Source organism: Arthrobacter sp. B0316-5-4 (assembly GCF_059090325.1).
In genome coordinates this window covers 323,506-336,447 of sequence record NZ_JBNHFN010000005.1, presented here as the reverse complement: position 1 = coordinate 336,447, position 12,942 = coordinate 323,506, and the positions used below count along the sequence as shown (strand labels likewise).

General features: G+C 63.8%; 7 protein-coding genes, 3 pseudogenes and 1 riboswitch. Of the genes and pseudogenes, 8 read left to right on the top strand and 2 right to left on the bottom strand.

Annotated features, from left to right (window positions below):
- Positions 1–4: 4 nt before the first annotated feature.
- A complete protein-coding gene (gene gcvP / locus AC5RU9_RS17145; RefSeq protein ID WP_494017370.1) occupies positions 5–2,869 on the bottom strand; it encodes an aminomethyl-transferring glycine dehydrogenase in 2,865 nt (954 codons plus the stop codon).
- Between the two features lie 136 nt (positions 2,870–3,005).
- A riboswitch (glycine riboswitch) is annotated at positions 3,006–3,104 on the bottom strand.
- Between the two features lie 74 nt (positions 3,105–3,178).
- A complete protein-coding gene (locus tag AC5RU9_RS17140) occupies positions 3,179–4,705 on the bottom strand; it encodes a PucR family transcriptional regulator (RefSeq protein WP_494017541.1) in 1,527 nt (508 codons plus the stop codon).
- Between the two features lie 178 nt (positions 4,706–4,883).
- Between AC5RU9_RS17140 and speB the strand changes: the two genes are divergently transcribed.
- The 8 genes and pseudogenes from speB (at position 4,884) to AC5RU9_RS17100 (ending at position 12,844) form a co-directional block, all read left to right on the top strand.
- On the top strand, positions 4,884–5,888 hold the full coding sequence (gene speB, locus AC5RU9_RS17135) for an agmatinase (RefSeq protein ID WP_494017540.1): 1,005 nt from the start codon (positions 4,884–4,886) through the stop codon (positions 5,886–5,888).
- Positions 5,885–6,550, top strand: a complete 666-nt coding sequence (locus AC5RU9_RS17130) for a purine-cytosine permease family protein (RefSeq protein WP_494017369.1) — start codon at positions 5,885–5,887, stop codon at positions 6,548–6,550. Before speB ends, AC5RU9_RS17130 begins: the two co-directional genes overlap by 4 nt.
- A 15-nt stretch (positions 6,551–6,565) precedes the next feature.
- A pseudogene (locus AC5RU9_RS17125) lies at positions 6,566–7,324 on the top strand (purine-cytosine permease family protein); the annotation flags it as partial.
- A 42-nt stretch (positions 7,325–7,366) separates the two neighbouring features.
- Positions 7,367–8,874: pseudogene (locus AC5RU9_RS17120) on the top strand (aldehyde dehydrogenase family protein).
- A 29-nt stretch (positions 8,875–8,903) separates the two neighbouring features.
- Complete coding sequence (locus AC5RU9_RS17115) at positions 8,904–10,196, top strand: D-arabinono-1,4-lactone oxidase (RefSeq protein ID WP_494017368.1); 1,293 nt, start codon at positions 8,904–8,906, stop codon at positions 10,194–10,196.
- 124 nt (positions 10,197–10,320) lie between these two features.
- The gene (gene mscL / locus AC5RU9_RS17110) at positions 10,321–10,785 is read left to right on the top strand and encodes a large conductance mechanosensitive channel protein MscL (RefSeq protein WP_494017367.1); all 465 of its coding nucleotides are present in this window, start codon (positions 10,321–10,323) and stop codon (positions 10,783–10,785) included.
- Between the two features lie 139 nt (positions 10,786–10,924).
- A pseudogene (locus tag AC5RU9_RS17105) lies at positions 10,925–11,029 on the top strand (LmrA/YxaF family transcription factor); the annotation flags it as partial.
- Positions 11,030–11,494: 465 nt separating this feature from the next.
- Entirely contained in the window at positions 11,495–12,844 is a 1,350-nt protein-coding gene (locus AC5RU9_RS17100) for an MFS transporter (RefSeq protein ID WP_494017366.1), read from the top strand.
- Positions 12,845–12,942 lie beyond the last annotated feature (98 nt).

Genomic DNA, 12,942 nt, shown 5'->3' with positions numbered 1-12,942 from the left:
GTCCTTAGTTCTCGAAAGCTTCGATCGGAGGGCAGGAGCACACGAGGTTGCGGTCGCCAGCTGCGCCGTCGATACGACCAACGGGCGGGAAGTACTTGTCCTGCTTCAGGTGGTGAACCGGGAAGGCGGCCTGCTCACGCGGGTACGCCCGGTCCCAGTCAGAACTCACGACGGCGGCAGCGGTGTGCGGCGCGTTGCGCAGCGGCGACCCGTCAACAGTGAAATCACCGCTGGCCACCTGCTCGATCTCCGCACGGATGGTGATCATGGCTTCGATGAAGCGGTCGATCTCGGCAAGGTCCTCGGACTCGGTGGGCTCCACCATCAGCGTGCCCGCCACCGGGAATGCCAGGGTGGGGGCGTGGAAGCCGAAGTCGATGAGGCGCTTGGCCACATCTTCAGCCGTGACCCCGGTGCGGGCCGTCAGTTCACGCAGGTCCAGGATGCACTCGTGCGCCACGAGTCCGCCTTCGCCGGTGTACAGAACCGGGAAGTGCTCATCCAGCCGGGAAGCTACGTAGTTCGCAGCCAGCAACGCCGACTTGGTGGCTTCTGTGAGGCCCTGGCCGCCCATGAGCTTCACGTAAGCCCAGGAGATCGGCAGGACGCCGGCGGATCCATAACGCGAAGCGGAAATCGCGACGCCATGACCCGGTTCATGGGCTGCCTTGTTGGCATCGCCCGGCATGAACGGTGCCAGGTGTGCCTTGGCCGCAACCGGCCCAACGCCGGGTCCGCCGCCACCATGCGGGATGCAGAAGGTCTTGTGCAGGTTAAGGTGGGAGACGTCGCCGCCGAACTTGCCAGGCTGGGCCAAGCCAACCAGTGCGTTGAGGTTGGCGCCGTCAACATAGACCTGGCCACCGGCTGCGTGGATCGCGTCGCAGACTTCCCGGACATCAGCGTCGTAGACACCGTGCGTGGACGGGTAGGTGATCATAATGCAGGACAGGACGTCCTTGTTGGCTTCGATCTTGGCGGTCAGGTCCGCGTGGTCGATGGTGCCATCAGCAGCGGTCGCCACCACAACCACCTTCATGCCTGCCAGCACTGCCGATGCGGCGTTGGTGCCGTGGGCGGAAGCGGGGATCAGGCAGACAGTGCGCTGCTCGTCGCCCCGGGAGAGGTGGTAGCCGCGGATCGCGAGGAGCCCGGCGAGCTCACCCTGGGAACCGGCGTTCGGCTGGATGGAGACCTGGTCGTAGCCGGTGATCTCGGTCAGGTCCGCTTCCAGGTCCTCGATCAGTTCACGCCAGCCCGCTGTCTGGTGGTCGGGAGCGAAAGGGTGGATGGAGGCGAACTCCGGCCAGGAGATGGCTTCCATCTCCGCGGTGGCGTTCAGCTTCATGGTGCACGAACCCAGCGGGATCATGGTGCGGTCCAGCGCAAGGTCCCGGTCGGACAGCTTGCGGATATAGCGCAACAACTGCGTCTCGGAACGGTGCGTATTGAACACCGGATGCTGCAGGAAATCGCTGGTCCGGACCACGTCCGCGGGCAGCTCGAAGTCGGCCGCGTCCCTTACCGGACCGGCACCAAAGGCAACGGCTACTGCGGAGAGGACCTCCGGCGTCGTGGTTTCATCAATGGAGACACCCACGGTGTCGGCGTCGATGAACCGGAGGTTGATACCGCGGGCTTCGGCGGCGGCGATGACTTTGTCCGCCTTGCCTGGGACCCGGACCGTGAGGGTGTCGAAGAAGGACTCGGTCTCGAGTTCGCGGCCAGCCGCCTTCAGCGCCGTCGCAAGCGTGCGTGCATGGCCGTGAACGGTTTCGGCGATCGACTTCAGGCCTTCCGGGCCGTGGTAAACCGCGTACATCGAAGCCACGATGGCCAGCAATGCCTGGGCCGTACAGATGTTGGACGTGGCCTTTTCGCGGCGGATGTGCTGCTCACGGGTCTGCAGCGCCAAGCGGTAGGCGGGAACGCCCGCGTTGTCCTTGGAGACGCCGACGATGCGGCCAGGGAGCGTGCGCTCCATGCCTTCGCGGACGGCCATGTAGGCGGCGTGCGGGCCGCCGAAGAACAACGGGACGCCGAAACGCTGCGCGGTTCCGACGGCGACATCGGCACCTTGCTCACCGGGCGACGTGATGAGGGTGAGCGCCAGGAGGTCGGCAGCGACGGTGACGAGTGCGCCGCGCTCCTTGGCCTCCGCGATCACGGAAGAGTGGTCGAACACGCGACCCGAGACGCCCGGCTGCTGCAGGACAATACCGTTGATGTCGCCGTCGGGCAGGCCGGCAGAAAGGTCCGCGATCTCGACCTCGAAGCCCAGCGCCTCAGCGCGGCCCCTGACGATCGCGATGGTCTGCGGGAGGAGATCCGCATCCAGGACAGTCTTGCCGTCCTTGGCGGTCTTGGACTTGTTGGCGCGCCGCATCAGCAGCACTGCCTCTGCGACGGCGGTAGCTTCGTCCAGCAGCGAGGCGTTGGCCACGGGAAGTCCAGTAAGGTCCTGGACCATGGTCTGGAAGTTGAGCAACGCTTCGAGGCGGCCCTGGGAAATTTCCGGCTGGTACGGGGTGTAGGCCGTGTACCAAGCGGGCGATTCCAGGATGTTGCGGCGGATAACGGGCGGGGTCACGGTGTCGTAGTAGCCCTGGCCGATCATCTGCACGGCGGTTTTGTTCTTGGAAGCCAGCTTGCGCAGCTCGGTGAGGACCTGCACCTCGGTGAGGGCGTCCTGCAACTTCAGGGCAGTGTCCTGGCGGATGGAATCGGGGACAGCAACGTCCACCAAGCCGTCGACAGAGTCGTAGCCGATGGCCTTGAGCATGGTGTCAACATCGGCCTGGCGCCGTGCGCCGATATGCCGGTCCGCGAACGCGGTAGGGGTTGATTGAACAGTCAAGAGGAACTCCATGATTCAGGCGCCCACTGAGCGCCACGATGATGTGGGTTCCTCCCCGCTCTGTATTGGACCTGAGAGATTCCGCAGGAATGGTTGCCTGCTTGCACCGTCGGTGAGCCCGGTTGCCCGGACTGCTTTCCAGAGTTGCCTAACCGCGGCGGTACATGGGCCTGAGAGATTCCTGGGGAGGATTTGCTCCTACGGCGCCTGACTGGATGTACCGGCAGGACTCTCCCGCCGCAGATCAAAAGCGTTGCATCACGTGAGTGACACGCTTCACACCATAGCCGGTTATTTTGAAAAAGCGCAAGCAAGCTGTGGCTACTGATGCATCGCTTCGTGGATCTGCAGCGCGAACCACAACTGCGCAACTGTGGACGTTTCACCCATGTCCAGCCCCGTCAACTCACCGATTTTTCGGATCCGGTAGATGATGGTTTGCCGGTGCGCGAACAGCGCCGCAGCAGTCTTTTGCCAGGAACGTTGAGAGTCCAAATATGTCCTCAGGGTCAGGATCAGATCACCGTCCTGGCTCTGCTCGTAGTCGAAAATCGGACCCAGCAGGCGCCGCACCAACGCCGTCCCCTCCTCGAATCCGGTCAACCCAAGCCACGACGGTCCCTGCGCGTATCGGGCCAATTCCAGCCTGTTGGCACGGGCTGACCCCAGGGCCCACAGGGACTCCTGCAACGCCCGCTGGATCCCGGCAACAGCCGCCGGCGCGCTGATCCCGATCACGCTGCCAAGGCCACCGCAATGCACCAGGACGTCGTCGGATACATCCGCTGGAACCACCACGTGGAGCCGGTTGTTCCGCTTCAAGGACGCCGACGCAACCCCATGCCGCCACAGTTCGATATGGACGCCGGCCAGCCGGTCGTCTTCGTGCGCTTGCGTTGCGTTACCCGATGCCATGGTGACCATCAGGAAGTCCGTAGCCGGTATGCCGAACGAGACCATCCGGCTTTCCATTTCCGCCACCCCGAGCCGTCCGTCCGCGGCCTGCAGCAGGAACTCGCCGGCCAGCCGGTGGCGGCTTTCAAGCGACAGGACAATCCGCGAGAGCTGCAGTCCCAGCACGGTTGCGGCGTGGAGGAGTACGACGGCGTCCGGGTGCGGTTCGCTGTTGGGCAGCACCACCAGGAGCGCATTCGCGTGGGTGGGGATGTCCATGGTCAGCACGTGCCGGCCACGGATCCGATGCCACTGGAAGTTCTTCCCAGCGGGCGCCGCCTGCCCTGAGGATGCCTGGCCCGACGCGGGAGCCCAGGCGTCGGCCAGGAAATCCGGCAGCGCCTGCCCGTCCGGATGCCAGGGGTGGAGGCAGCTGCGGTCCACCACAAACAAATGGGCATCAAGCTCCGTCGCAAGCCGCTGCACCAGGCTTTGCCAATGGTCCTCGGAGGCGCCGGCTGTCCGCAACAGGTCATAAACCCGCGCGGTTTGCCTGAGCCGGCGCGATTCTTCGAGGAGCGAGGATTCGGCCACAGAGCGCGCAATGGCGATGAACGGCAGCGGATACGGAATGTTGATCAGGGGCAGGGGCAACTGTTCACAGGCCGCCAGGAACCCGGCCGTCAGCGGCGGTGCGTGCATCTTCTCGCCGATCGCCAAGGCGCTGGCACCTGCGTCCACCAATGCCTCGGCGAGCGCCACCTGGCCCGCCGGATCGGGCGGGATGGACAGCCCGTTGGTCATCATGAGTTCGCCGCCCGTGACCCATTCCCACAGCCTGGGGAGGTCTGAGGTGTGTGCCCAGGTGATGCGGTTGTCTTGTCCGGCGGCACCGGCCAAGAGCGTGAGTCCCAACTGCGGCTCAGCCACGAGTTCGGCGACCGTAATGGCGATTCCGGGGCCTCCTTTCACTTGCGCATGGCCGTCGCCGCGCAGCGCTTAGACGTTTGTCTAAACGCCTCGACCATTTGTAGTCAATGTACCGCTATCCGGAGTGATCCGCGTCACCAAGAATTGAGTTATGCACTTCCCGCTCAACGGCGAGCGCCCCAGCTACCTGAAGGATCCAGCCATGACAACGCACCAGCCCATTGGCCCCGTGGATGCAACCAAAGTTCCCCGTTACGCAGGCCTGGGCACTTTCGCCCGGCTCCCCCAAATCGACCGCGTCCCGGATTACGACATCGCGATCGTCGGTGTGCCGTTCGACGGCGGAACTTCCTTCCGCCCCGGCGCCCGTTTCGGTCCTGCCGCAGTCCGCGAAGCATCGCGGCTCCTGCGCCCGGGCTACCACCCGGAGCTCGACGTCGAGCCTGTGTACGAGGCGCAGGTGGTGGATGCCGGCGACATCGCCTGCACCCCCTACGACATCACCCGGGCTGTCCGTGAGATCGAGGAGCAGGCGCTGCCCCTGATCAGCGGGGAGAAGAGGCTCATCTCCATCGGCGGCGACCACACCATCGCGTTGCCCATGCTTCGGGCTTTGAATAAGGTCCACGGACCGGTTGCGCTGCTGCACTTCGACGCACACCTGGACACCTGGGACACGTACTTTGACCAGCCCATCACGCACGGGACCATCTTCCGGCGCGCTTTTGAGGAGGGCCTCCTGGTGGAGGACAAGTCGATGCACGTGGGCATCCGCGGCCCCGTCTATGACCGCAATGACTTCCTCCGCGACCACGAGTTCGGTTTCCAGATCATCCGCTGCTCGGACCTGGACGTTATTGGCGTCCCGGCCGCGATCCAGCAGGTGAAGGACAGGCTCGGTGAAACCCCGGTCTACGTCTCGATCGACATCGATGTCCTGGACCCGGCGTTCGCCCCCGGCACGGGCACTCCGGAGATGGGCGGGCTCCACTCCCGCGAACTACTGGCCTTGCTTCGCGGGCTGGATGGCATCAACATCGTGGGCGCGGACGTCGTCGAAGTCGCTCCGGCGTACGACCATGCGGACATCACCACTGTGGCTGCGGCTACCCTGGTGTTCGATTTGCTCGGTTTGATGGTGAACCGCAGCAAGGCAAGCGCCGCAGTTGACCGTGAACTGGCTTCGGCATCCCGGAGCGCATCATGAGCGCCGCACCTGTCACGGAAGTGCCCCGGCTGGAGGACAAGACCATCCAGCCCATCCCCTTGAACGAGCGGCACGGCAAGGCCAGGGACCTGTTTACCATCTGGTTCGGTTCCAACATCATGATCATGACCATCGTGACCGGCGGACTCGCCACCACGGTGTTCGGACTGGGCTTCGTGCCGGCCATCGTGGGCATCATCATTGGCAACCTGGTGGGCGGCATTTTCATGGCGCTGCACTCGGCCCAGGGTCCGCAACTTGGCGTGGCGCAGATGATCCAGACCCGCGGCCAGTTCGGTTCCTTCGGGGCATTGCTGATCGTGGTCATCGTGGTGGTCATGTACGTCGGTTTCTTCGCAGCCAACCTGGTGTTCGGCGGCGAGGCCATGGCCGCCGTCAGCCCGGGCATCAGCGTTGATGCAGGCATCATCATCATCGGGGTGGTCAGTGTGATCGCCACGATCTTCGGGTACCGGCTCATCCACGCCTATGCACGTGTCCTGAGCGTGGCAGCCGGACTGGCGCTGCTGTTGGCTTTCGGCTGGATCCTGCTGGTCGACGGACTGCCCGCGAGCTTCCTGGAAACGGGCAATTTCAACTGGGTTGGCTTCATGGGAACCATCTCCGTCTCAGCCCTGTGGCAACTGGCCTACGCACCCTAAGTTTCGGACTACTCCCGCTACATGCCGCAGGGCACCGGGTCCGGGCCCGCCTTCTGGGCTTCCTACTCAGGCTGTGTCCTGGGCACCCTGTTCCCCATGATCCTGGGCGCCTTGGTGGGCACACTGGCCATGACCTTGAGTGCTGAGAACGTCGAGATCGTGGGCAGCCTGGGCTCTTTACTTCAACCGTGGACCCTGATCATCGTGGGCATCTTCTGCCTGGGGGTGGCTGCGTCGAACGCCATGAACCTGTACTGCGGCGTCCTTTGTACCCTGACGATCGGGCAGACGTTCAAGCCCACGTGGTTGCCCCGTGCGAAGACCCGCAGCATTGCCGCCGTCGTCCTCTTTGTCCTGGCGGTCTCGATTGCACTGTTCGCCCGCGACAACTTCATCCTCTTCTACACCAACTTCCTGTCCTTCCTGATGTACGTCCTGGTCCCGTGGACGGCCATCAACCTGGTGGACTACTACCTGTTGCGGCACGGCGACTACCGGGTTGAAGACTTCTTCAAGCGCGACGGCGGCGTGTACGGGCGGTTCAATTGGGTCGCCATCGGCTCCTACGTAGCCGGCGCCCTGATCCAGGTTCCCTTCTCCGCAACCGCCATCTACACAGGCCCGATGGCCGCCGCACTGGGAGGCGTGGACATCTCCTGGATCGTGGGGCTCGTGGTGGTCGCTCCCCTGTACTACGTGGCGGCCCGCGTGTTCGGCAAGAAGACAGAAGCCGCGACCTTTCCAGCAACAGCACTCGCCCCCGACTTCCCCTGACCCGATCTTCCCTGACCAGACCTTCCCTGAAAGCGAATCACCATGACCATTACCCAGACCGAAAAGTTCACCGTCAAACGTTCCGCGGCTGAAGGCGCCTCCAACGTGGCTGCGGTCCTCCCGCCCACCGGACACTTCATCAACGGTTCCTTCGTCCCCGGCTCCTCGGGCCAGACCATCGACGTCGTGGATCCCACCACTGAGGAGGTCATCGCCTCGGTGCAGGCCGGGACCGCCGATGACGTCGACACTGCGGTGAGTTCCGCCGTCGTCGCCCAAAAAAGCTGGGGTGCCACCACCCCGAAGGAACGCGCTGACGTCCTGAACCTCATCGCCACCATCATCGAAGAGAACCGCGCGGCTTTTGAGACCCTCGAGTCAGCCAACACGGGTAAACCGCAGGCAGTCTCCGAAGACGACGTCTCCAGCACCATCGACACGTTCCGGTTCATGGCCGGCGCTTCCCGGACCCTGACCTCCATGGCCGGCGGCGACTACGCAACGGACCACACCAGCGTGATCCTCCGCGAACCTGTTGGCGTCGTCGGCGTGATTACCCCGTGGAACTACCCGCTGCTGATGGCCGCGTGGAAGATCGCGCCCATCCTCGCCGCCGGCAACAGCATCGTCATCAAGCCATCCGAGCAAACCCCGCTGACCACATTGAAGTTGGTGGAAGTGTTGGCCGGGCGCATCCCGGACGGCATCCTCAACGTGGTCACCGGCCGTGGGCGGACCGTCGGGCAGAGGCTCTCCGAACACCCGGACATTGCCCTGGTGGCCCTGACTGGAAGTGTCGTCAGCGGGCAGGCCGTGGCGGAAACCGCTGCAAAGTCCGTCAAGCGCGTGCACTTGGAGCTCGGCGGGAAGGCTCCCGTAGTGGTCTTCCCCGACGCCGACCTCCGTGCCGCCGCTGCCGGCGTGCGCAACGCCGGCTTCTGGAACGCCGGCCAGGACTGCGGCGCGGCTTGCCGCGTCCTGGTCCACGAGCCGTGGCAGAGGAGTTCACCCAGCACCTGGTGCGGGAAGTAGGCACTTTGGTTCTGGGCGCGCCCGACGCAGGGGACGACGTCGAAATTGGCCCCATGATCTCCCTTCCGCACTATCAACGGGTCAAGGAATCACTGGCCGAGGCCCGCGCTGCGGGGTTGGAGATCGCCATCGGCGGCTCGGCCGTGGAAGGCACCGGCTACTTCATCGAGCCAACGGTCATCACCAACGTTCCGGCCGGAGCGCCCATCGCGACGCACGAAATCTTCGGCCCCGTGGTCACTGTGGAGACGTTCGCATCAACGGAAGAGGCAGTCACCCGCGCCAACGAAAGCCCGTACGGTTTGTCCGCTTCGGTGTGGACGCGCGATTCCAGCCTTTCCCTCCGGATACCCAAGCAACTGGACTTCGGCACGGTGTGGGTCAATGCCCACCTGGTCCTGGCGTGCGAGGTACCGTGGGGCGGATTCAAAGGTTCCGGCTACGGCCGCGACCTCTCGCTCTACGCCCTGGATGACTACTCGCGCACCAAGCACGTCATGATCAACCACGGCGCGTAAGCGTTCAGACAAGCAACGGAGCTTTCACCATGACCACTCACGTTTCCCGGGCATCGGGTGCAGCGGCGGCAGCCACCCCCACAGCCCCTTTCGACACCGACGCCACCTGGACCAACTGGGGGGGTAACCAGAGCGCGACGCCCGCCTTCACCGTTCGGCCCAGGAACGAACAAGAAGCGCTCGACGCCGTCCGTTTCGCCATCCGCGAAGGTTTGCCCGTGCGGGCAGTCGGCTCGGGTCACTCCTCCTCACCGCTGGTGCAGACCGGCGGGGTCCTGATGGACATGTCGGGCCTCACCGCGATCACCGGCACTGACCGCCTGGCGCGTCGGGCCAGGGCGTTGGCCGGCACCACCATCAATGCTTTTGGTGAGGCCCTGTGGGAGCAAGGTCTCGCGCTGAGTAACCAAGGTGACATCGACAAGCAGCAGATCGCCGGGGCCCTGGCCACCAGCACCCACGGATCCGGAAAGGACCTGGGCAGTTTCTCCTCCAAACTGCGCTGGGTGAAACTGATCAACGGCTACGGCGAGATCGTGGAGATCGGCGAGGACCAGCTCCGCGAACTTCGCGCGGCACAGACGGCCCTTGGCACGCTGGGGATCTTCCTGGAGGTGGAACTGGAAGTGGAGGACAAGTACTACCTGCAGGAACAGATCACCTATCCCACGTGGGCGGAAACAATCTCCACATGGCAGGCCGACATCGATGACAACCGGCATTACTCGTTCCTGTGGTGCCCCGAGGATGACTCGTGCGAGCTCCTGGACCTCCCGGGCTCACCGGATCACCGGATGGGAAACCGGAGCTACACCAAGCGGTACAACGTGGCTTCAGTCGAGGACGAGCGCCAGATCTCCACAGTTGAAGGCGCCCGGCTGGACCGCTCCTACCGGATCTACCCGGGCGGATTCACCACCCAATTCCACGAGCTTGAGTACTTTGTCCGGAGCGAGGACGGCCTGGCCGCCGTCGAGGCCATCCAGGAGCTGATCCGCACCAAGCACCCGGACCAGAAGTATCCCGTCGAGGTGCGCTGGGTGAAGGCCGACGACGCTTACATGTCCCAGTTCCAGGGCCGCGACAGCACTGTGGTCACCCTGACCACCAAGCCAGGCACCGACTACTGGCAGTTCTTCCGGGATGCTGACGCCGTGCTCCAGGAATTCGAGCCCCGGGCGCACTGGGGGAAGATCCACTTCATGACCCGCAGCCGGCTGGAACGCCTCTACCCGGAGCTGGACACTTTCCTCCAGGTCCGCCGCGAATTCGATCCCCGCGGAATGTTCCTGAACGACCACACCCGGTCTTTGTTTGGCTGAGGTCATCACGGGGTGGGGGAGCACGCGTGACGCACTCCCCTACCCGTTTCACCGGGTTGAAACATGGGGATGGTAGTTTGTTCACTGCTGAGGCAGACATCCGCACCCGAGCTGAGGACACTCCATGTTTAAGGGTTTCAAAGACTTCATCCTTCGCGGCAACGTGATCGAACTGGCTATTGCCGTGGTTATCGGCAGTGCTTTCACCGCACTCGTCGGAGCCTTCACCAACCACATCATCAACCCGGTCATCGCCGCTGCCGGTGGCATGAACGCCGAGGGCCTGGGCTTCAAGATCTGGGAAAACAACCCCGCCACGTTCGTCGATTTCGGGGCCGTCCTGACCGCCCTGGTCACGTTCGTCATCACGGCCGCCGTGGTCTACTTCATCTTCGTGGCGCCCATGAACAAGATCAACTCCCTGGTCAAGGACCGCCTCTCCACCGAGGAACCCGAGGAAGAGCCGCTCCCCGCAGATACGGCACTCCTCGCCGAAATCCGCGACCTCCTCAAGGACGCAGCCGCGGCCCGCAACGCAGGTACCGCTTCCGCACTCGACCCGGACCTCGATTCAGACCGCACGCGCTAGGTCGGCGCCAGCGCAGTCCTTCCGAGTTTTCCACTGGACCCGGTGTTCTCCCAGCGAGGACGCCGGGTCCTTGCGTTGTGTCCCTTCAGTTTAAGAAACTCGTGGACCGGTCTTTCTATGGCTATCAAAGACCACTGTCAGCGAAAGCAACTTCCAACTGGGTTGCCCCGTCTCCGTCGTCACCCTGGAGATGGGCGCTGAGAGCGAGCGGCTGCGGCAGGCGTGCGCCACTGCCTTCGAGTAGTGGATCGTCCCGACGTCCGCGCTGCTCGATTCGGCATGCCCTCTCAAGAGGCACGTAGCCGAACCTCGGCGTCGTCGAGAAGCTGATGGACTTCGCCGAGGACCTCCCTAAGCCGAGGACCTCCCCAAACTGCAGCGGAGGTCAGCACTGGTATCCCAAATACCTCCCGGCGCCTCGGGCAGGGGATGCATTCGCACCTACTCCAAGCCACGCGCCCATCCCGGTCACATTCCGCTCGAAGTCCAGGTATACCAAAAGCCTTGACAGTGTCCCGGCTCACACTTATCTTTAATTTTGGGATCCCAAAACGGGATCCCAAAAGATTCGCACCGGCTGTGGTTCTGCCGCATCGATCGGCAGGGACCGCAACAGTTGCCGCCGGAACGGATCAGGCTGCAGCGGTATCCCGCCCGGCTCATCCCCCCAAGACATTCCCATCCGTTGACTCCTAATGAAGGAGAAGTTGTGTCTCCCCAAAACACCCAACTGGCAACCGAGGAAGCCCAGGACAACGAGCCCACATCCGGCAAGAACGGCGTGCAGCGACGCACGAACGTCCGCTGGAAGCTCTTCATCCTGCTGTTGGTCCTCGTCTCGGTCAACTACATCGACCGTGGTTCAATCTCCGTAGCCCTGCCCATCATCCAGAAGGAATTCAATCTGCCACCGGAGCTGGTAGGCCTGCTCCTTTCGGCCTTCTTCTGGACCTACGCCCTGATGCAGATCCCGGTCGGCTGGCTGATCGACAAATTCGGCCCCCGCAAAGTAGTCACTGCCTCCTGCATCGGCTGGGGTGCAGCCACTGCTGCTTCCGGCTTCGCCGGCGGATTCCTCAGCATGTTCATTGCACGCCTGGGTATCGGCGTGACGGAAGCCGGTGTCATGCCCGCCGGCGGCAAGCTCAACGCCATCTGGATGCACAAGAAGGAACGGGGCCGTGGTGCCACCATCCTCGACGCCGGGGCCCCCTTGGGTGCCGGCCTGGGCGGCATCCTCATCACTTGGCTGATCGCCTCAACCGGCAGTTGGAGGATGTCGTTCATCCTCGCAGGTGCCGCCACCGTACTCATGGGCTTGGCTGTCTGGTGGTACATCCGTGATAATCCGCGCCAGCACAAGGGCGTCAACGAGGCCGAGGCCGCCTACCTCGAGGCCTCCCACGCCGAGGACGACGCAGAAGCCGCCAAGGAAGGGGCGCACGGAAAGCGTGCCCTGCTCCCCTACCTGAAATTCCGCTCCTTCTGGGCCATGTGCTTCGGCTGGCTTGGCTTCAACGGAGTCTTCTACGGCCTGCTCACCTGGGGTCCGCTGTATCTGGCACAGGCCAAGGGCTTCGACCTGAAGACCATCGGTTGGTCCACGTTCGTCATTTTCGGTGCAGGCTTCGTTGGTGAAATCCTGGGCGGCATCATCGCCGACAAGTGGCGCGCCTCCGGCGCCTCCGCGAACCGCGTCATGCGCACCTTGCTGGGCTTCTCCAGCGTCGTCGTGGTGGGTGGGCTGGTAGGGGTGACAGTGGTCGCTGACCCGATCACCGCCGTCGTGCTTCTCTCGGTTGTCCTGTTCTTCCTTCGCTGGGTTGGCCTGTTCTGGTCCATCCCGTCCATCCTTGGCGGGCGGACCAACGCCGGCGTCCTCGGTGGTGCGATGAACTTCAGCGGCAACATTGCCGGGTTCGTCACACCCATTGTGGTAGGCCTGATTGTTGGGGCCACGGGCTCATACACCTGGGCCCTGCTGTACTTCGTTGGATCCGCTGTCATCATGGGCATCTCTGTCCTGGCGCTGGACTACAACAAGCGACTCCCGGTTTAGCTCGCACAGACCGGGCCGGCCGGACGGTCCTGAACCGCCGGAGGGCCGGCAGCCCGCCGGGTCACCGGGCGCACTGCCTCACACATCACGAAATGGAG

What these genes read in the sequence shown, in the direction of transcription:
- gcvP (WP_494017370.1), bottom strand. Translation starts at nt 2,869, where the DNA reads ATGGAGTTCCTCTTGACTGTTCAATCAACCCCTACCGCGTTCGCGGAC.
- speB (WP_494017540.1), top strand. Translation starts at nt 4,884, where the DNA reads ATGACAACGCACCAGCCCATTGGCCCCGTGGATGCAACCAAAGTTCCC.
- AC5RU9_RS17130 (WP_494017369.1), top strand. Translation starts at nt 5,885, where the DNA reads ATGAGCGCCGCACCTGTCACGGAAGTGCCCCGGCTGGAGGACAAGACC.
- AC5RU9_RS17115 (WP_494017368.1), top strand. Translation starts at nt 8,904, where the DNA reads ATGACCACTCACGTTTCCCGGGCATCGGGTGCAGCGGCGGCAGCCACC.
- mscL (WP_494017367.1), top strand. Translation starts at nt 10,321, where the DNA reads ATGTTTAAGGGTTTCAAAGACTTCATCCTTCGCGGCAACGTGATCGAA.